Annotated in this window: 22 protein-coding genes; 14 read left to right on the top strand and 8 right to left on the bottom strand. The window is 62.1% G+C overall.

Features of this window, described 5'->3' with window-relative positions; genetic code table 11:
* Window positions 1-33: 33 nt before the first annotated feature.
* The 3 genes from gmhB to glyQ are packed head-to-tail and all read right to left on the bottom strand — an operon-like array spanning window position 34 to window position 3,653.
* Window positions 34-567 (bottom strand): D-glycero-beta-D-manno-heptose 1,7-bisphosphate 7-phosphatase, encoded by a 534-nt coding sequence (gene gmhB / locus J2T57_RS02295; protein WP_253473611.1) that lies wholly within the window; start codon window positions 565-567, stop codon window positions 34-36.
* A 52-nt stretch (window positions 568-619) separates the two neighbouring features.
* Window positions 620-2,719: a glycine--tRNA ligase subunit beta gene (glyS, locus tag J2T57_RS02290; RefSeq protein WP_253473608.1), complete on the bottom strand. Its 2,100-nt coding sequence runs from the start codon at window positions 2,717-2,719 to the stop codon at window positions 620-622.
* Complete coding sequence (gene glyQ, locus J2T57_RS02285) at window positions 2,712-3,653, bottom strand: glycine--tRNA ligase subunit alpha (RefSeq protein WP_253473605.1); 942 nt, start codon at window positions 3,651-3,653, stop codon at window positions 2,712-2,714. The genes glyS and glyQ overlap by 8 nt, the downstream gene beginning before the upstream one ends.
* Window positions 3,654-3,860: 207 nt before the next feature.
* Between glyQ and J2T57_RS02280 the strand changes: the two genes are divergently transcribed.
* The 5 genes from J2T57_RS02280 to glnG all read left to right on the top strand — a co-directional run bounded on the left by J2T57_RS02280 (window position 3,861) and on the right by glnG (window position 9,322).
* Complete coding sequence (locus tag J2T57_RS02280) at window positions 3,861-4,427, top strand: hypothetical protein (RefSeq protein WP_253473602.1); 567 nt, start codon at window positions 3,861-3,863, stop codon at window positions 4,425-4,427.
* 197 nt (window positions 4,428-4,624) lie between these two features.
* Window positions 4,625-6,040, top strand: coding sequence for a glutamate--ammonia ligase (glnA, locus tag J2T57_RS02275; RefSeq protein WP_253473599.1), 1,416 nt, complete (start codon window positions 4,625-4,627; stop codon window positions 6,038-6,040).
* 128 nt (window positions 6,041-6,168) lie between these two features.
* Complete coding sequence (locus J2T57_RS02270) at window positions 6,169-6,690, top strand: DUF4124 domain-containing protein (protein WP_253473596.1); 522 nt, start codon at window positions 6,169-6,171, stop codon at window positions 6,688-6,690.
* 174 nt (window positions 6,691-6,864) lie between these two features.
* Window positions 6,865-7,932: a nitrogen regulation protein NR(II) gene (gene glnL, locus J2T57_RS02265; protein ID WP_253473593.1), complete on the top strand. Its 1,068-nt coding sequence runs from the start codon at window positions 6,865-6,867 to the stop codon at window positions 7,930-7,932.
* Entirely contained in the window at window positions 7,922-9,322 is a 1,401-nt protein-coding gene (glnG, locus tag J2T57_RS02260; RefSeq protein ID WP_253473590.1) for a nitrogen regulation protein NR(I), read from the top strand. The genes glnL and glnG overlap by 11 nt, the downstream gene beginning before the upstream one ends.
* Before the next feature lie 50 nt (window positions 9,323-9,372).
* Here glnG and J2T57_RS02255 read toward each other — a convergent pair whose 3' ends face one another.
* Complete coding sequence (locus J2T57_RS02255; protein ID WP_253473587.1) at window positions 9,373-9,957, bottom strand: hypothetical protein; 585 nt, start codon at window positions 9,955-9,957, stop codon at window positions 9,373-9,375.
* A gap of 95 nt (window positions 9,958-10,052) precedes the next feature.
* On the opposite strand from J2T57_RS02255, the gene J2T57_RS02250 reads away from it, so the two are divergent.
* On the top strand, window positions 10,053-10,517 hold the full coding sequence (locus J2T57_RS02250) for a tRNA (cytidine(34)-2'-O)-methyltransferase (protein WP_253473584.1): 465 nt from the start codon (window positions 10,053-10,055) through the stop codon (window positions 10,515-10,517).
* Window positions 10,518-10,529: 12 nt separating this feature from the next.
* On the opposite strand, the gene J2T57_RS02245 is transcribed toward J2T57_RS02250, so the two are convergent.
* From J2T57_RS02245 to J2T57_RS02235, 3 genes are read right to left on the bottom strand one after another with little or no spacing between them, the layout of a single operon-like run.
* A complete protein-coding gene (locus J2T57_RS02245; RefSeq protein ID WP_253473581.1) occupies window positions 10,530-11,525 on the bottom strand; it encodes an NAD(P)H-dependent glycerol-3-phosphate dehydrogenase in 996 nt (331 codons plus the stop codon).
* A 29-nt stretch (window positions 11,526-11,554) separates the two neighbouring features.
* Window positions 11,555-12,043: a protein-export chaperone SecB gene (gene secB, locus J2T57_RS02240; RefSeq protein WP_253473578.1), complete on the bottom strand. Its 489-nt coding sequence runs from the start codon at window positions 12,041-12,043 to the stop codon at window positions 11,555-11,557.
* A gap of 19 nt (window positions 12,044-12,062) precedes the next feature.
* Window positions 12,063-12,488 (bottom strand): rhodanese-like domain-containing protein, encoded by a 426-nt coding sequence (locus tag J2T57_RS02235; protein ID WP_253473575.1) that lies wholly within the window; start codon window positions 12,486-12,488, stop codon window positions 12,063-12,065.
* Between the two features lie 151 nt (window positions 12,489-12,639).
* On the opposite strand from J2T57_RS02235, the gene J2T57_RS02230 reads away from it, so the two are divergent.
* From J2T57_RS02230 to J2T57_RS02210, 5 genes are all read left to right on the top strand, one after another.
* Entirely contained in the window at window positions 12,640-13,821 is a 1,182-nt protein-coding gene (locus J2T57_RS02230; protein WP_253473572.1) for a murein hydrolase activator EnvC family protein, read from the top strand.
* A gap of 47 nt (window positions 13,822-13,868) precedes the next feature.
* Entirely contained in the window at window positions 13,869-15,167 is a 1,299-nt protein-coding gene (locus tag J2T57_RS02225) for a S41 family peptidase (RefSeq protein WP_253473569.1), read from the top strand.
* Window positions 15,164-15,892, top strand: a complete 729-nt coding sequence (locus J2T57_RS02220) for a divergent polysaccharide deacetylase family protein (protein ID WP_253473566.1) — start codon at window positions 15,164-15,166, stop codon at window positions 15,890-15,892. Before J2T57_RS02225 ends, J2T57_RS02220 begins: the two co-directional genes overlap by 4 nt.
* Window positions 15,893-16,043: 151 nt before the next feature.
* Window positions 16,044-16,853, top strand: coding sequence for a motility protein A (locus tag J2T57_RS02215; protein WP_253473563.1), 810 nt, complete (start codon window positions 16,044-16,046; stop codon window positions 16,851-16,853).
* A 1-nt stretch (window position 16,854) separates the two neighbouring features.
* Window positions 16,855-17,601, top strand: a complete 747-nt coding sequence (locus J2T57_RS02210) for an OmpA/MotB family protein (protein ID WP_253473560.1) — start codon at window positions 16,855-16,857, stop codon at window positions 17,599-17,601.
* A 164-nt stretch (window positions 17,602-17,765) separates the two neighbouring features.
* Here the strand turns inward: J2T57_RS02210 and J2T57_RS02205 are convergent, their stop codons facing one another.
* Window positions 17,766-18,020 carry a helix-turn-helix domain-containing protein gene (locus J2T57_RS02205; RefSeq protein ID WP_253473557.1) on the bottom strand — a complete coding sequence of 85 codons (255 nt, stop codon included), beginning with the start codon at window positions 18,018-18,020 and terminating at the stop codon, window positions 17,766-17,768.
* A gap of 47 nt (window positions 18,021-18,067) precedes the next feature.
* Between J2T57_RS02205 and J2T57_RS02200 the strand changes: the two genes are divergently transcribed.
* From J2T57_RS02200 to J2T57_RS02190, 3 genes are all read left to right on the top strand, one after another.
* Entirely contained in the window at window positions 18,068-18,703 is a 636-nt protein-coding gene (locus J2T57_RS02200) for an XRE family transcriptional regulator (protein WP_253473555.1), read from the top strand.
* Window positions 18,704-18,769: 66 nt separating this feature from the next.
* Entirely contained in the window at window positions 18,770-19,027 is a 258-nt protein-coding gene (locus J2T57_RS02195; RefSeq protein ID WP_253473552.1) for a YcgL domain-containing protein, read from the top strand.
* 74 nt (window positions 19,028-19,101) lie between these two features.
* A complete protein-coding gene (locus tag J2T57_RS02190; protein WP_253473549.1) occupies window positions 19,102-19,431 on the top strand; it encodes a hypothetical protein in 330 nt (109 codons plus the stop codon).
* The last annotated feature ends 30 nt before the right edge of the window (window positions 19,432-19,461 follow it).

The following is a 19,461-nucleotide window of genomic DNA, read 5'->3' as shown; positions in this document are numbered from 1 at the left end:
TCGCTCTATTGGCATGCGGGCTATCTCCTCCGGTCAGGCAAGTAAAGCGCTTGCCACCGCCTGCAGGTCGTCATGGATTTCTATTGAACCGAGGTTGCTGATGGTGGCCGCTGTTTCCACGCCCTTGCCGGTACGTACCAGAATCGGACGCGCATCCACCTTGATTGCCGCCTCGAGATCCCTGGCGGCATCCCCAACGACCGGTGTATTTCTCAGAGTGAATCCCAGCTCCTCAGCGGCCTGTATGTACAAGCCGGGTTTGGGCTTCCGGCATGCACAGCCGTCCAGTGGCCCATGGGGGCAGCTATAAATGCCATGGACATTCCCACCGAGTTTCTGCACACCCTGTCGAATGGCGTCGTGAATCTGCTCCAGGTTCTCTGGTGTCAGCAGACCTCGTGCGATTCCGGATTGATTGGTGCAGATGGCGATCGTCCAACCTGCTTGTGATAAGGCGGCGATCGCCTCCAGGCTCCCGGGGATGGCGCGCCACTCATCCACACTCTTGATGAATTCTGAGGAGTCTTCGTTGATTACGCCGTCGCGGTCGAGAATGATAGCTGGCACTCGAGCAACTCCTTGACCGCCCTGCCGACGCAGGGCGGGCCGAGCGGAAGGTTCACTGGCTTGGTAGCCGGGAGATGTCCGCGACGCTGGTGAAGAGCTGTGACAGTTGACGCAAAAGTGCAAGGCGATTCCCCCGGACTTCCATATCCTCGTCCATCACCATGACCTGATCGAAGAATGCGTCCACACCGTCACGCGCGGTAGCCAATTGTTCCAGCGCTTGCTGATAATCCCCTTGCCTTGCCAGGTTTGCGACCTTCTTGGTCAACGGTTCGATCACCGCATACAAGGTCTTTTCCGCCTCCACCTGAAGAAGGTCTGCTGACGGTACCTCCGGGATATCAACGCCGTCAGCCTTGCGCAGGATGTTGTTGACCCGCTTGTTGGCCGCAGCGAGGCTTCTGGCCGCATCCAGTTGAAGAAATGCCGAGCAAGCGTGAATGCGCCGATCAAAATCGACCGGCTCGTCCACCGGCTCACCGTCATTCACACGCACATCCCGCACGGCCTCGAAGAGTTCTGGGAGCAAGCCCTGGTCAAGATAGTAGGCTTTCAGGCGGTCCATGCAGAATTCGAACACTGCATCCACCACCGCATCGCCCTTGACGTCCTCGGGGAGATGATCTGCAGCACGCCCAAACAGGGCCAGCAGCGGGATCTGGCGTTGCGATTCCACCAGGATCCGCATGAGCCCGAGGCCCGCACGCCGCAGTGCGAAGGGATCCTTGTCTCCGCTGGGCGCCTGGCCAATCGCGAAGATCCCGATGAGCGTATCGGCCCGTTCGGCCACCGCCAGCACCTGACCGAGCGGCGAGGTTGGAATCTGGTCGCCGGCGAAGCGGGGCTGATAGTGCTGCTCCAGCGCTTCGGGGATTCCATCGCCCAGACCCTCGTGGGCCGCGTAGTAACGACCCATGATTCCTTGCAACTCCGGAAACTCTCCGACCATTTCTGTTAACAGATCGCATTTGCCGAGCAATGCCGCACGTTCTGCCGTCGCTGGGTCAACACCGAATTCAGGAGCAAGCTGCCGAGACAGTGCCGCAACGCGAACTGCCTTGTCATAGAGGCTGCCCAACCGCTTCTGGAAAACAATTTCCTTTAGTTTTTCAATGCGTTGCGAGATCGGTTCGCGTCGATCCTGTTGCCAGAAGAACTCGGCGTCGGCCAGCCGTGGGCGAATGACACGCTGATTCCCCCGGGCAACTTCATCCGGGTTGCGGCTTTCCAGGTTGGCGATGGTGACAAAGCTCGGCAGCAACTGGTCATCGCTACCCCGAACCGGGAAATACCGCTGGTGACCCTGCATGCTTGAGACAAGCACCTCTGGTGGAATGTCCAGGAAGCGCTTCTCGAAAGTGCCGATAATTGCGGCGGGCCACTCCACAAGCGCTGTGACTTCCTCCAGCAGTGCTTCATCGATCATGGCGACGCCGCCAGCGGTCCTGGCCGCGGCTTCGACCTGTCGGAGAACCTCCTGACGTCGGGCATCCAGATCGGCGATCACGTGCGCATTCTCGCGCAGCTGTTTTTCATAGCTTGCTGCCGAGGCTATCTCCAGAGACGCTGGGCCATGGAAGCGATGACCCCGACTGGTCCGGCTACTGGCAACTCCAAGTACTGAGGCATCGACAACCTCATCGCCAAGCAGGACCACAAGCCAGTGCACCGGCCGCACGAAGCTGTGTTCATGGTCACCCCAGCGCATGCGCTTTGGCACCGGCAACTTGTGGATGACCTCCGGCAAAAGTGCCGCAATCAGTTCTGAAGCCGGCCGCCCGGCCTTGTGGCCACGATAGTAGAGCCACGCGCCCTTTTCGGTCTCGACACGCTCGAGGTCGGAGACCTCGGCGCCGCAGGAACTGGCAAAGCCGATGGCGGCTCGTGTGGGCTGTCCGTCCTGATCGAAGGCTGCGGCCACAGCGGGGCCCCGACGCTCCACAACCTGTTCCGGCTGTTGTATCCGCAGCCCCTGGATAGCCACCGCCAGGCGTCGTGGCGTGGCGAAAGATTTCGTTGTGCCGGGCTCCAGCCCGGCATCGCGCAAGCCGCCAACAATTAGCGCACTGAAATCGTCGCGCAGGCGCCTCAGCGCAGTCGGTGGCAACTCTTCCGTGCCCAGCTCGATCAGCAGATCACTTCGATCATCCATTGGCCACCTCCCGCGTTTCCTGGCAGAGCGGGAAGCCCAGGGCCTCGCGCCGGGCGTAGTAGCCATGGGCGGCGCTGCGGGCCAGTGTCCGTACGCGAAGGATATAGCGCTGGCGCTCGGTCACGGACAGCGCGTGGCGTGCGTCGAGCAGATTGAAGGTATGGGAGGCCTTGAGACATTGCTCATAGGCTGGCAGGGGCAATTCTGCCTCGGCCAGGCGCGTGCTTTCCCGCTCATGGGCGTCGAAAGCCGAGAACAGCCAATCGGTATCGGCCTGCTCGAAGTTGTAGGTGGACTGCTCGACCTCGTTCTGATGGTAGACATCACCATAGGTCACGATGCCGGCTGGTCCGTCCGTCCAGACCAGATCGTAGACACTCTCCACCTCCTGCAGATACATGGCGATGCGCTCGAGGCCATAGGTGATTTCCCCCATGACGGGTTTACAGTCGAGTCCACCCACCTGCTGAAAGTACGTGAACTGGGTGATTTCCATGCCGTTCAGCCACACTTCCCAGCCGAGGCCCCAGGCTCCCAGGGTCGGCGATTCCCAGTTGTCTTCGACGAAACGGATGTCATGCACCAGGGGATCAATGCCAAGCTCCTTCAGAGAGCCAAGGAAAAGCTCCTGGAACGCAGCTGGAGAGGGCTTCATCACCACCTGAAACTGATAGTAATGCTGCAGACGATTGGGGTTCTCGCCGTAGCGACCGTCAGTCGGGCGACGCGATGGCTGCACGTAGGCCGCGTTCCAGGGCTCTGGCCCCACTGCGCGGAGGAAGGTGGCGGGATGGAATGTACCGGCACCCACCTCCATGTCCAGCGGCTGCATGACTATGCAACCATGACGGGCCCAGTAAGTCTGTAGAGCCAGAATCAGGCCCTGAAATGTGCGCGCATCGGGCGCATTGCGGTAAACAGCCTCTTCAGCCAAGACGCACCCCGTGATATACCCATGGTTATCGGAACGTGAACAGCCGCGATTCCCCTTGCATTTTCGGGGAGTCGGGACAGGGGCGCAGTATACCCCTTCGAGAGTGGCATGCCGAAGCCGTTGACAGGCGAAAGCCAACTCGAAGCCCCGAATTAGCAAAGGTTTTCCGCTGTGCGTCCCGAATCCGGGCTGTGTGGAGGGTAGCCGATGAATCGCCTCATACTGGACAGCACCAGTACCGCCCAGTGGCATCGTCTGGTGAAAGAAGCGCAAGCTGCCTGCGACACCCGGCTCGACGAACATGGCGAGAGCTATCTGGTCTTCCTCCTCATGCGCTACCTCCGCAATCGGGAGTTGTTGCGTAGGGCAATGGGCGTGGGCTATCTACACGCCCTCCAGACCAGCGGGCGCCTGCAGGGTGAACGTTTGCGTGATGTGGGTGACCAGTGCCTGATGCTGTCGGGACTGTTTCCTGGTCAGGCTGTGCGACGTCGCGTTCGCAGCGATTACTTTGTGGCCCTCGGTCGCAGTGCCTACGATGAGGCGCAGCGCACGGCCCCACCGGCGCTGGGCGATCTCTATGCCAGCCTCGCTGAACATTTCATTGAACTGCGTGACGTCTTGCAGGCCATGCGGGCAGACCCGGATGACAATGCCACCTCGCTGGACAAAGCCTTGCGTAGAATGGAGCGCACTGCTGCGGCAGAGCCTGGTACCGGACTCACCAAGGGTGGCAGGATTCCCGGGCAGGACAGTGGACAGTTTCGTCACTAACGCAGACTCAGCGCACTGTTATGGTGCAAACTCGGCGCACCCCGCACTATTCTTGTGCGCCGTTTCCTGATCCAATGCTGACTGTGCACCAGTAGAGCCCGTAAACTGCTGTCTTTTGGTGCTGGCATAGAATCTGCTTCATTTGCGCCCGAACTCGCTCCGGCGACCACATACAACGACCATGTTGGAGGTAACGCATGTCCCGCACCGGTGCTGACATACTGAAGATGATCAAAGAAGAGAACGTGAAGTACGTGGACCTGCGCTTCACGGATACCAAGGGCAAAGAGCAGCATGTCACCGTGCCTGCGTCCACGGTCGACGAGGATCTGTTCGAAGACGGAAAGATGTTCGACGGCTCCTCCATTGCCGGCTGGAAGGGGATCAACGAATCCGACATGATCCTCATGCCCGATCCTGACACCGCCACGCTGGATCCTTTCTTCGATGAGCCCACGGTGAACATCACCTGCGATATCATCGAGCCGAACACCATGCAGGGCTACGAGCGTGATCCGCGCTCCATTGCCAAGCGTGCCGAGGCCTACCTCAAGTCCACAGGCTTGGGCGACACCGCGTTCTTTGGCCCGGAGCCCGAGTTCTTCATTTTCGATGACGTCCGTTGGGGCGCCGAAATGTCCGGCAGCTTCTATCGCATCGACTCCGAGGAAGCAGGCTGGAACTCCGAGCGTGTCTATGAAGACGGCAATATGGGCCACCGGCCTGGTGTGAAGGGCGGCTACTTCCCGGTTCCGCCGGTGGATTCGCTGCACGATATCCGCACCGCCATGTGCCAGGCAATGGAAGAGCTGGGTCTCGAGGTGGAAGTGCATCACCACGAGGTCGCCACTGCAGGTCAGTGTGAGATCGGCGTGAAGTTCAATACGCTGGTCAAGAAGGCCGACGAAGTGCAGAAGCTCAAGTATGCCGTGCACAACGTCGCTTCCGCTTATGGCAAAACCGCGACCTTCATGCCCAAGCCACTGGTGGGCGATAACGGTAACGGTATGCACGTGCACCAGTCGTTCTCCAAGAACGGCGAGAACGTCTTCACCGGCGATCAATACGGCGGCCTGAGCGAAACGGCGCTCTACTACATTGGCGGCATCATCAAGCACGCCAAGGCCATCAACGCCTTCACCAACGCGTCGACCAACAGCTACAAGCGCCTTGTTCCCGGTTTCGAGGCCCCTGTGCTGCTGGCCTACTCGGCCCGCAACCGGTCTGCATCTATCCGGATTCCGTGGATTTCCAATCCCAAGGCGCGTCGCATTGAGGTGCGTTTCCCGGATTCCACCGGCAACCCCTACTTTGCGTTCACGGCCCTGCTGATGGCCGGCCTCGATGGGATTCAGAACAAGATCCATCCTGGCGACGCCATGGACAAGGACCTCTACGATCTTCCGCCGGAAGAGGAAAAGGATATCCCGAAGGTTGCCTTCGATCTGGAAGAAGCCCTGCAGGCCCTCGACGAAGATCGCGAGTTCCTGAAGGCTGGCGGTGTCTTCACCGACGATTCCATCGATGCCTACATCGAATTGAAGACGGAAGAAGTGCAGCGTCTGCGCATGACCACCCATCCGGTGGAATTCGACATGTATTACAGCGTCTGACACGGACCGAAACCGTTCGAAAACCAGGGGCCGCCATGCGCGGCCCTTTTTTTGTCCACTCGTCCTGCCAACGCATCCGGCTGTCTTGCCAACCCGGCAGCAGATTGCTGACGCGCTAGACTGGAGGCATGGAGAGACGTTACCTACCACTGTTGCTGTTGTTGCTGCCGGCGCTTTCCCTGAGCCAGGTCTACAGGCATGTGGATGAGCAGGGTAACGTCAGCTTCAGCGATCAACCCCGGCCCGGGGCCGAGGAAATACAACTCGATACGCTGCCGACCTATCAGCCCCGCACACCTCCGCGGCGGCAACAACAAAGCGCGCAACAGGCTGAATCTGCCTCCGAACGCTACCGGACGGTCGCCATTGCATCACCCGGCCATGACGACGTCGTTCGGGACAACCAGGGTCTGGTTACCGTGCGTGTCGAGTCCGAGCCGTCGCTGCATGATGGACATCGCTATCGGCTGTTGCTCAACGGCGATGCAGTAGCTGCCGGCCGACAGGCCAGCTTCCAGCTTGAGGGCATCCATCGGGGTGAATACAGCCTGCAGGTAGAGATCATCAACCGCAGTGACGACGTGGTTGCCCGCTCCGAATCGTCCACCTTTTACATGCTCCAAGCATCCCGACTGAGCCCGGCCCGCTAGCGCCACGCCCTCTTTTAGCACACCATGCACTATATTGGTGCATACTTGTCTGTGTCGGGCACCACCGGTTACAAGTGCAGCCAATCCCGACCGCTCTCATGCTTGATCTGCACCCTTTTACCGCGCTCCGCCCTCTTTTGGTGAGTGTGGACCGCTTTTTGCTAGGTAAGCAGCATGACTATCCGTGCACCTGCATCCGGCCTTGTCGATCGCGTCGTCGAGCACCTGTCTCTGGGTGTGATTCTGCTGGACGAAGAACTGCGCGTGCGCTTTATCAATCCTGCCGCCCAGGCCATGTTTGCGGTCAGTGCGCGGCAGGTCAGTGATAGCCCGCTGCGTCGATTCACGCCGGCCGGGCGCGTGCTGGAGCGCTCTGCGGGTCAAGTCCTGGCAAGCGGAACGGCATTCACGGAGCGCGAGCTTCGCCTTGAGGTCTCCGAAGGCCGCTACATCACTGTGGATCTGTCCATGGCGCCTTTGCCCCATGACGAGGTCCTGATCGAACTAAACCATCTGGACCGGCGCCTTCGTATCACCCGAGACCAGAACCTGATTACCCAGAATCAGGCCACACGGCAGCTCCTGCGTGGCCTCGCCCACGAGATCAAGAATCCACTGGGCGGTCTGCGCGGCGCGGCACAGTTACTGGAGCGGGAGCTCGGCAATGAATCCCTGCGGGAATACACCCAGGTGATCATCGAAGAGGCGGATCGACTGCGCACACTGGTTAATGGGCTACTCGGTCCGAACACACGGCCAAACAAGCGCCAGGTGAACCTTCATGAAATCCTGGAACGTGTACGCCAGCTCGTGGAAGCGGAGGCCCCTACCGGTGTCACCGTGGAACGCGACTACGACCCGTCAATCCCGGATATGCTCGCCGAGCCAAATCAGCTGATCCAGGCCACCCTGAATATCGTGCGCAATGCCCTGCAGGCGGTGGACCAGCATGGCCGGATCACCCTGCGCACACGCACACAACGCCAGTTCACCATCGGCGACATACCGCACAAGCTTGTTGCCCGTATAGACGTGACGGACACCGGACCGGGCATCCCGCCGGAGATCCTCGATCACATCTTCTTTCCGATGGTGACGTCCCGCCCTTCCGGCACCGGGCTTGGCCTGTCGATTGCGCAGACCCTGGTCAATCAGCACGGCGGGTTGATCGAGTGCCGCAGCGAACCCGGCGAGACGGTGTTCACCATCTGGTTACCATTGGAGGCCGAGCATGGGGGATAGAGATCAGATCTGGGTGGTCGATGATGACCGCTCCATTCGCTGGGTCCTGGAGAAAGCCATCCAGCAGGCGGGTCATGGCGTGCGCAGTTTCGACAGCGCCAACGCCGCACTGCGCGCGCTGGATAGCGCTGAGCCGGCCGTACTGATTACCGACGTTCGCATGCCGGGAATCGACGGCCTCGATCTGCTCAACCAGCTCCAGCATCGTTGTCCGGAACTGCCGGTGATTGTCATTACGGCGCATTCCGATCTGGATGCCGCTGTCTCCGCCTATCAGGGCGGTGCCTTCGAATACCTGCCGAAGCCGTTCGACGTGGACGAGGCCGTGGGGCTGGTCCAACGTGCCCTGGACAATCGACGCAAGCCGTCGGCTCCTTCGTCGGAAGATTCCGACCAGGTGTCCGAGATCATTGGAGAGGCCCCTGCCATGCAGGAGGTCTTCCGTGCGATCGGTCGACTTTCCACATCAAACATCAACGTCCTCATCAACGGCGAATCCGGTACCGGCAAGGAGTTGGTCGCGCGGGCCCTGCACCGACACAGCCCGCGACGTGATGCGCCCTTCATCGCACTCAACATGGCCGCCATTCCCCGGGATCTCATGGAGTCAGAGCTGTTCGGGCACGAAAAAGGAGCGTTCACCGGCGCGCAACAGAGTCGACAGGGCCGGTTCGAGCAAGCCAACAATGGCACCCTGTTCCTGGATGAAATCGGCGATATGCCGCCGGAACTGCAGACCCGCTTGCTCCGCGTGCTCGCCGATGGGCAGTTTTATCGGGTCGGTGGGCATACGCCGATATCGGTGGACGTGCGCATCATCGCCGCGACCCACCAGAACCTTGAGGCGCGGGTCAACGATGGTCAGTTTCGCGAAGACCTCTTCCACAGGCTCAACGTGATTCGCATTCACTTGCCCGCGCTGCGCGAGCGGCGCGAGGACATCGCCAAGCTCGCATCACATTTCCTCGTTCGTGCCGCCGAGGAACTCAACGTCGACAAGAAGCAGTTGCGCCCCGAAGTGGAGCGCTACCTGATGGGCCTGCCCTGGCAGGGCAATGTCCGTCAACTCGAAAATACTTGCCGCTGGCTCACGGTGATGGCCAATGGCAAGGAAATCCACCTGGCTGATCTGCCCCCTGAATTGCGCGACGATGGCCGCCAGGAGTCCAAGGGTGAGGACTGGGAAGAATCCCTGGCCGTGTGGGCGGAACGCGCCCTGGCTCGCGGCGAGCAGGCCATCCTGGAATCAGCGCTGCCCAATTTCGAGCGAATCATGATCAAGGTCGCCATTCGCGCCACTGGCGGCCGCCGCCAGGATGCGGCCCGTCTGCTCGGCTGGGGGCGCAATACATTGACCCGAAAGATCAAGGAACTCGATATGGAGTGCTGATGGGCGGGCCTTCGGGGCGCAGAAACGCGCCGAACTTCCGGCATGGGATACTAAAAGCGAAAACCGGCACTGGCCTCAAGTACGGGGATGAATTCGCTGCCGACGCGCCCGCCGTCCTGGGTGCGGATGGTTTCCAGTTGCGCAACGCCGAGGGTAAACCCCGCGCGGAGTCGCTCCCGGACGAGTTGATAACCTAGCCCGCCGCCACCACCCAGGCGCTGATAGGCGACCCGTCGTCCGTCCTCCCGCTGGGTTTCCACCGCCAGGGTGCCGCCGAACAGGGTTCCGTGCCAGCCGCTACTGAGCCCGTCACCAGCAAGAAATCGCAGGCCGGCCATGAATCCGAACCGATCACCCTTTTCCCAATCATCGACACTGCCCGTGTCGGCATGGCCACCAGCCATGATGAAAACACTCCCCACCGGGTTTGCTACTTCGACCTGAACCCCGGCGAGACCATTCCAGGCAGCCAGACCGAGATAGCCGGCATCCGGATAAGTCCCGCCACGGCTCGACCACTCCCGGGCCTCGGCTGCGGTCATGCACAGCACCGTGAAACATGCGGCAAGCAGGGCGCCGATGGCGCGACGGCGACGGGCATGACAACTGACAGGCGCGTGTGGGGGTGATGACACGGGTTCTCCCGAAAGGTGGTTTCAGCCAGTCTTGAGCATAGAATACCGGGTGCCGCCCACGATACAGTCCCGACTCGCCGACGCCGGATCGACGCATGTTCCATGTGATTCTCTACCAGCCCGAGATACCGCCGAATACGGGCAATGTCATCCGCTTGTGCGCCAACACCGGGGCGCGGCTCCACCTGATCGAGCCGCTTGGCTTTGCGCTTGAGGATCGCCTGCTTCGGCGCGCTGGTCTCGACTACCACGAATGGGCCAGCGTGCAGGTGCACGCTGGGCTCACCGATTGCCTGACCCAGATCCGGGGCCGTGTTCATGCATTGACCACCCGGGCAACCCGGTCGGTCTACCATGCGAAATTTGCCCTGGAGGATGCCCTGCTGTTCGGCCCGGAGACCCGCGGTCTGCCCACGGCCGTCCTTGACACGCTGCCCGATGAACAACGGCTGCGGCTGCCCATGCGCGCAGAATCCCGCAGCCTGAATCTCTCCAACGCGGTGGCGGTGACCGTCTACGAGGCCTGGCGTCAGCTAGCCTTCCCCGGCGCTGCGAGTTGACCCCGGAGATCGCTAGAATTCCGACTTGCGGGTACGAGCCATGAGTATCTGCAATGCCTTGCTTGCCGTACGATGGCCGGCGACCACCTGATAGACCTGTTCGCAGATAGGCATTTCCACTTGCAGACGCTCTGCCAGGGCGTGGACTTCCCGTGCCGTGCGCAGGCCCTCGACTGTCTGCCCGATATCGGTCAGGGCCTGCTCGATGGTCGTTCCCCGACCCAGTGCCAGACCGAAGCGGCGATTACGGGATTGGTCGTCGGTACAAGTGAGGATCAAGTCACCCACGCCGGATAAGCCCATGAACGTCTGGCGCTCGGCACCCAGTGCAATGCCAAGGCGCGTCAGTTCCGCCAGGCCGCGGGTGATAAGCCCGGCCCGGGTGTTGGCGCCGAGCCCGAGCCCGTCGGCAATGCCGGTGGCCACCGCCAACACGTTCTTCACCGCACCGCCCAGTTCCACACCGACCAGGTCGTTGCTGGTGTAAGGGCGCAGCCCCGCGCCGTGGAAGGCCGCCGCCATGTCTGCGGCAAAGGCGGCATCCCGGGATGCAATGGTCACCGCCGTGGGAAGTTCTTCTGCAACTTCCCGGGCAAAACTCGGACCCGACAGCACCGCCATGGGATGATCGGGCAAATGCCGCTCCACCAGGCCGTGCAGCAAACCACCGGAATCCGCATCCAGCCCCTTGGTTCCCCAGAGTATGCGTCCATCCCGCGGCAGGTAACGTCCCAGGGCCTGGAGTTGGGCGGCGAATGCGTGACTCGGGACCACCACCACGACATCCCTGACATCGTCCATGGCCGCATCCAGATCCGCAGTCGGCGTCAGCGTCTCGGGAAAGCGGAATCCGGCCAGGTGGCGACAGTTCTCCCGGGCCTGGATCAAGCCCGCCATATGCCGAGCATCATGCCCCCACAGACGCACCGCATGCCCATTGCGCGCCAGCACCAGGGCAAGTGCGGTACCCCATGACCCTGCACCGATTACTGCGAAACGCCGTTGCATACGGCCTCCGCTGATTCGCGCCTACTGTCTCAACTTTCCCCAGGCGCCTGCGCTGCCGCCTTCTTCTGTTTGCGCTGCATGTACAGCGCGTCGAAGTTGACGGGACCGAGGAGCATCTGCGGGAAGCCGCCCTTGGACACCAGATCCGACACCACCTCCCGTGCATAGGGAAACAGGTTGGCGGGGCAGTAGCTGCCCAGCAAGGCTTCCAGCGTCTCGCCACTGAAGCCGCTTAGCGTGAACACCCCCGCCTGGTGCACCTCGCAAAGGTAGGCGGTCTTTTCCTCCAGCTTTGCGGTGACGGTCACCTTGAGCACTGTCTCGAAGGTGTTGTCGTCGAGCTTGCGAGTCTCGGAAGTGAGATCCACGCTGACTTTCGGTTTCCACTCGCCACGGAATACTTCCGGCGAATTGGGCGTCTCGAAGGAACTGTCCTTGAGATAGATCTTCTGGATGGCGAACTGCTGCCCTGATTTCTGCTCACCGGCCGCGCCGGCGGCACCATTCTCCTCGGCCATGTCGTGACTCCGTGGTTGTCTACTTACGTTCGATAGGCAGGTTGGCGGCTTCCCAGCCGCTGAAACCGCCCTTCAGCAGGAAAACCTGCTCGAACCCCTGTTCCTTGAGTTGCTTGCCGGGCTTGGCCGACTGCATGCCGTTCTGGCAGTAGACGATCACCGGCTTCTTCTTGGCCTTCTCCAGGCGGCGGTTTTTCTGATCCAGGGCGCTTGGCAATACATGCATGGCACCCGGCAGATGGCCCTTGCGGAAATCCGCCTCGCCGCGAAGATCCACGAACAGTGCGTCTTCCCGGTTGTACTTGTCGGTGGCTGCCCCCGGGTCGAGCTGCGCGAGGCCGAAGGTGAAGCGTGTCATTTCGGAGGTCAGTATCCACAGGATAATGACCGCCAGGGCAAGGAAAAGTACCCAGTTATTGGCGATGAATTCTGGCAGACGTTCCATGATGCTCACTTGATTGGCAAATGGTGGGGCCCGTGGCAGGCATCCCCGGCGGCTATGACAATACCGGTGACGGCTGGCCCTGCGCTCGACGAAGCCCGTATTATACAGGCGCCTTCCGTCGAGTGAATGGGACGGACCAACCCCAAGCGCAATGAGCCACGCCTCCGGCTGCCGAATGATCTCGAAATGCTTTGTCCACGCATGTGCGTTCCTGTTACTGCTGGCCCTGACGGCACTTGCCGGAGCGAATGACTACCAGGATCGCCAGCGCGAGCTTGAAGCCCTGCGCGCCGAGATGCAGACCATCGAGCGCCGTTTGCAGGAACGCCATGGGCGCGCCGATCGTATCAGCAATGAGCTTGGTGCTGTGGAGCAGGCTATCGGCGAGACCGTTCGCCGTCTCCAGGAGGTGGCTGAGGCCCGGGCCGAGAACCAAAGCCGTCTCGCCGATCTCGACCGGGAGCGTCGCGCCCGGGAGGTGGATGTGGCGGAACATCGGGATTACCTCAGGGCCGCCATCCGCGAGGCCTATGCCCAGGGCAACCAGCCGCTACTGAAAGTGCTTCTCAACCAGACCGATCCCGCCGCAGTGGATCGTCTCATGGTGTACTTCGACTATCTCGGTCGGGCCCGTCAGGAACGGATCGCCACAGCCCTGGAGCAACTCCGCGGCCTGGCGGAGGTCGAACAGGCATTGGCGGAACAGCGGGCCTCGCTGGTGGCTCTCGAACGCGAGCAGCGGGCCCAGGCCGAGACCCTCGGGAGGCAGCGCGATGAGCGCGCCGAGGTACTGGCGAGCCTGCAATCCACCATCGCCGACGACAGTCGCCGGCTGGACGTGCTGGCCGAGGATGAGGCCGGCCTGCAAGCGCTGCTCGATGATTTGCGTAGCGCTCTGGCCGATATCCCCGAGCAGGGCCTGGAGCGGCCTTCCTTCCAGGCCCGCCGGGGAGAATTGCCGTGGCCGGCAGAGGGCCGCGTCCTGACCCGGTTTGGCAGCCGCGAAGGGCGCCACGATGGCGAATGGCGCGGCGTGACCATAGGTGCCGAGGCCGGAACGCCCATCCGCGCCGTCTCTGATGGACGGGTGGTCTTCGCCAACTGGTTGCGTGGCTTCGGGCTTTTGTTGATCATCGACCACGGGGATGGCTACATGACCCTGTATGGCCACAACGATGGTCTCTATGCCGATGTCGGCGATTGGGTGGACGAGGGGCAGCTCATTGCGGCCGCTGGCAACAGCGGTGGGCGTGATCGCACCGGCGTCTACTTCGAGATTCGGGCTGCAGGCCAGCCGCAGGACCCCCTGCCCTGGTTGCGGCAACGCAGCTGACCCCGACGGCGGACGCCGCCGGGATACCCCGCAAGGAGTGGATACGCATGACAGGAACCGCCGGACTGCGCCGCATCGTAGTTGTCTCCCTGGCCACGGCCCTGACCCTGGGCCTGTCGCTGGCGCCAGTTGGTGCGGAGCAGCGCGGAGCAGAGCGCCTGCCGCTTGAGGATATCCGTACCCTTTCCGAGGTGTTCTCCCGAATCAAGGCCGACTATGTCGAGGACGTTTCCGATCAGGAGCTGCTGGAGTCCGCGGTCCGCGGCATGCTACAGGGGCTGGACCCGCATTCGTCCTATCTGTCGCCGTCGGAGTTTCGGGACCTGCAGGAGGGCACCCAGGGACAGTTTGGTGGACTGGGTATCGAAGTCGGCCAGGAGGACGGTTTTCTCAAGGTCATTGCCCCCATTGACGACACGCCAGCGCAGCGTGCCGGCATCCGCCCGGGTGATCTGATCATTCGGCTCGATGGCAAGACCACCAAGGGCATGGGCATGAGCGAGGCGGTCTCGATGATGCGTGGCGAGCCCGGCGAGGAGATCGTGCTGACCATCGTGCGCGACGGTGAGGACGCCCCCTTCGACGTGACCCTGGTGCGGGATATCATCCGCGTTCAGAGTGTGCGTTCCCGGGTGCTCGAGCCGGGCTTCGGCTACGTGCGTATCAGCCAGTTCCAGTCGCGCACCGGGCCCAACCTGCTCGACGCCATCGACAAGCTGAAGGCCGAGTCGGATGGCCCGCTCAAGGGCCTGGTGCTTGACCTGCGCAACAACCCCGGCGGTGTGCTGCAGGCAGCGGTGTCCGTCTCCGATGCCTTCCTCCGCGAAGGGCGGATCGTCTACACCGAGGGGCGGGTGCAGCAGGCGCAGATGAGCTTTGACGCCAATCCCGCCGATGTGCTCGATGGTGCTCCGCTGGTGGTGTTGATCAATGGCGGTTCGGCGTCCGCCTCGGAGATCGTCGCGGGAGCGCTGCAGGATCATGGTCGCGCGGTGATCATGGGAAGCCGCAGCTTCGGCAAGGGCTCGGTGCAGTCGGTGGTCCCGCTGAACAGCGGCGCCGCGGTGAAACTGACCACGGCCCGCTATTTCACCCCCAATGGGCGATCCATTCAGGCCGACGGTATCCGCCCCGACGTGGAGCTTGACGGGCTCAGCGTACAACTGGGCGAGCGCAATGACGCCGGGCGGGTGGCCGAGCGGGATCTGAGCCGTCACCTTGACGAGCGTACTGGCGAGGGCGAAACCTCGGCCTCGGACCCGGGGCTGGCTGCCAGCGATTATCCGCTGTTCGAGGCCCTCAACCTGCTGAAGGGCATGGCGATACTGGGTGAACGGCAGCGGTGATTCGCACCGCCGCGCTTGTCCTGTTCTGTGTGCCGTTGCTGGCCGTGGCGGACGTGCCGAAGATCGCGCTGATCATCGACGACATCGGCGATCAGTCCATCGCCGGTGAGCGGGTGGTCGCGTTACCCGCTCCGGTGGTGTGTTCGGTGCTGCCATGGACACCCCACGCAGTGCCCATCGCCAGTGCCTGCCATGCGGCGGGCAAGGAAGTGTTCCTGCACCTGCCCATGCAGGCGGTCAATGGGAACGACCCAGGGGCTGGCGCCCTCACCCTGGATATGTACCCGGAAGAGCTGGCGCAGGCGACGCGGGACGCGCTGGCCGTGATTCCCCATGCCAGTGGCGTGAACAACCACATGGGTAGCCTGCTGACTCAGGCGCCGGGTCCCATGCGCTGGCTCATGCGGGAATTGCTGGATTTCGACCCGAGCCTGATCTTTGTCGACAGTCGCACTAGCCCCAACAGCCTGGCGGAACGCAAGGCCAGGCGCTACGGCCTTGCCCACCAGCGACGGGATGTGTTCCTCGATAACCTGCGCGACGAAGCGGCTATCGGGGCCCAGATCGCATTGCTGGTGACGCGGGCACGGCAGCACGGTGTGGCGGTGGGCATCGGCCATCCCTATCCGGAGACCCTGGCTGTTCTCGAGTCCATCCTGCCCACCTTCGAAGCGGATCATGGCGTCCGCCTGGTGCCCTTGCGCTCCATCGCCATCCAACCCTGAGGCGACCAGTCCGTTGTGTGAACCGTTGCCCGCTTCTGCGCCCCGCGCTGCGGCACGATGCAGACTCAGACTCAAGGCTGGCCCCAGGCGGCCGAAACACTAGATGGGCACGCTTGCCCGTGGATGGGCAACGGTAACCAGACGGGACGGCATGAATCCATCAACAGTCATCGGCATGGTCGCGGGGGTCATCCTGCTTGCCACGGTACTGGTGTTTGCCGTGGACCAACCGGCCACCTTCATCAACCTGCCTGGTCTGGCCATTGTGGTTGTCGGCACGCTGGCGGCGACCTTCATCAGTTACCCCCTTCGCGAAGTGGTTCGGGTGGTGCGGCTGGTGACCATCGTCATGCGCAACGAGAACACCTATAGCCGCGACGACATGGAGGAGCTGGTGCAGATCTCGCGGATGTGGTTTCGCGATGATCTGCGCGCAGTGGAACGGGCGCTGGAGCGGACCGGCAATCCCTTTCTGCGCACCGGTGTGCAACTGGTGATCGACGGCACCAACGAACACGACATACTGGATCTGCTGCGCTGGCGCATTGCCCGTCTCAAGGCCAAGGAACATGCCGAGGCCCAGATCTTTCGCACCATGGCTGCCTATGCCCCGGCATTCGGCATGATTGGTACCCTGGTAGGCCTGATCAACATGCTGTACGTCCTAGAGGAGGGTGATATAGCGGTGATCGCCCAGAACATGGGTATCGCGCTGCTTACGACCTTTTACGGCATTCTCCTCGCCAACCTCATTTTCAAGCCCTTTGCCGTGAAGCTCGAGCGTCGCACCGAGGAACGGCTGATTTCCATGAACATGGTTCTGGAAGGCGTGGCGTTGATCAGCCAGAAGCGCAACCCGGCCTTCATACAGGAGACGCTGCGCTCGTTCATGGCGCAGTACCAGGACGAAATCAGGCAGGCGCCGGCCGCTGTCCGGAACCTCGCCCGCGAGAAGCGTTGAGATGAGCGATCCTCTGGTCGAACACGCCAATGGCGGCGCATTCCGTGGTGACCTGACCCAGCCGGTCAGCTCCGGCGGTGAAGGGGAGAGCTGGCTGCTGATCTACCTCGATGTTCTCACCCTGCTGCTCACCCTGTTTGTCGTGCTGCTCGCCTTTACCGACTTCGACGCGCCGGAGCCGAGCCCGGACGCCATGGCCTTTGTGACACCACAGCCCTGGAGCGAACCGCTGGAGCAGACCGATCCCGAGCCGGAGGCGGAAGCGGCCGAGGCGGCGGCACCCCCAGCAGAGGTCGATCCGCTGGCGCGATTCGAGATTCCGGAGCTTGCCGATGGCATCGAGGTGCAATTGGAAGGCGGCAGGCTGAGCTTCCGCATTCGTGACAGCCTGCTGTTTGGGTCCGGCTCGGCGCAACTCACCGGTGCCGGCGGGCGTCTGCTGGATGAACTCGTCGGCACCCTGTTGCGCCTGGATGGGCCCATTTCCGTTGAAGGTCACACAGACGACAGGCCCATCGCCACCGCGCGCTTCCCTTCGAACTGGGAGCTATCCTCGAGTCGCGCCATCGCGGTGCTGCGGCGCCTGCAGCTCACGGGGATCGACCGCGAACGGCTGCGTGCCGTGGGCTACGCCGATACCCGCCCGATTGCCGACAACGCGGATAGCAGTACCCGTGCCGCCAACCGACGTGTCGAGCTTGTCCTGCACATGGACCTGGACCCTGCCGACCCGATACCGCCTCGCTGATGGAACACGTCTCCCGCGCCGTTCCGGCCAGAATGCATTTTGTTGCGGTTTACTGTCACAACTGACAGGTTGAGCCCGCGTGCCGGATTACACACAATCGGATCATGTATTGCATTACAGGACGCATTTCGGGTGAATGTCGCCTGGTCAGGCGACCCGAGGCGTCACATCGAGGAAGCCTTGTCCATGGCGTAGCGCTCTGGCCAAAGCTGCTCAGGCCGCAGCTCAAGCACCTGGGCGATGATTCTCTCCCACTTGGGGTAAGGCCGGTTCAGTGCCGCCTGCGGCTGTTGCCGCGTCACCCCGTACTCCCTGGCCAGCGCGGCAAGGCTATAGCCACGAATGGCAAGCTGGTACTTGATCCACTCACGGCGAATGTGTGGGTCGGATGGAATGTCGATGGGATTGATGGCGCTCATAAGCGAGAAAGCTAACACCCGTACGGGTATCACGCAATGGTGTTTGAATGAATATGACGAGTGTGAGTAACGGCGGTTCGGCAACGGCCCTGGGCAGTCGCATTCGGGAGCTACGGGGGCGGCGGTCGCGAGACCGTTTCGCGTCCCAGCTTGGTATTCACAAGAACACGCTCGCCCGCTACGAAAACGGCGAGCGGTTGCCGGATGCCGAGATGCTTCATCGGCTCTGCAGCCTCTGCGGGGTATCTGCTGACTGGCTGATTCATGACCGTGCCGTGGGGCCGGACGCTGGCAGCACCTGGTGTCTGCCGGAAGTCGACGAAGTCGAACTCGACGATGCACCCATGCTGCTGCATCGGGGCTGGCTGAAGACGCAACGGGTACATCCCGACCGGCTCATGGTGCGCACCATGCAGGGCGATGGCATGGCCCCTACCCTTGGAGACGGCGAGGTCCTGTTCGTGCTCCTGCAGGAAGACCATGAGAACCTGGCCGGCGATGGTATCTATCTGTTCGAGTTCGATGGTCAACCCATCGTCAAGCGGCTGCACGGCGCGGGAACGCGGCGTGCACAACTGATCAGCGACAATCCGAGCTATCCGGCCATCGACCTGCCGGAAGATGCCATCGGGCAGAGTTGCCGTATTGTCGGTCCGGTCATCTGGCACCTTCGGCGGCTGTAGGGGAAGCGCTGGACCTGCCGGGGGCGGCATCCTAAAGTGTGGTCCCGGTATTCTTTCGAGTCGACCATGCATTGTTCCGTCTACAAGGGGCGCAAGGCGCCGGATCATTACCTGTTCCTGCCGCGCAGGGATGATTTCGACGGGGTGCCGCAGGCGCTACTCGACCGCTTCGGCGTGCTTGAGCACGTGATGGATCTGGTGCTGACGCCGCAGCGGCGCCTCGCGAGGACGGATATCCATGCGCTGATGCGCAGCCTGCTGGTTCAGGGATGCTACGTTCAGTTGCCTCCGAAGGACGAAACGGACTTTAATCAGATTGCGTGACGTGTGTCTCTTTTCTTCGACATGTCGCCTTGTTACGATCATTTCCTAGAAACTGAAGAAGATAGGATTCGATCGTGATCTTGCGTCTCACCTGCCGCATATCTGCCTGCACCTGCTTGCTTGCCATGTCCATGGTGCATGCAGCATCAATGGAGGGCGAGGCGCTCGATCTGAGCTACGATCACCAGGCCGCCGAGATCTCCGATCGCTGGCAACTTCCGGCCAGGCAAGAGGCTGCGCCGGTCCGCGCCGGCCAGCCGCTACCCGCCTTCCGTATCGGCATGCTCGTACCCAGTGTCTGCGACGACCGTGGCAGGCAGACCGCCTTCGGCATGCTCCAGACCGGCGGCGAGGCCTGTGAATCCGGAGCCGTCAGCTTTTCCCTCACCATCCGAAACCGGTAGCCAGGGGACAACACGTGACCCTGCCTGTGC

The organism is Natronocella acetinitrilica (assembly GCF_024170285.1).
In the GTDB taxonomy this organism is placed as follows: domain Bacteria; phylum Pseudomonadota; class Gammaproteobacteria; order Nitrococcales; family Aquisalimonadaceae; genus Natronocella; species Natronocella acetinitrilica.
This window is presented reverse-complemented; position numbering and strand designations above follow the sequence as displayed.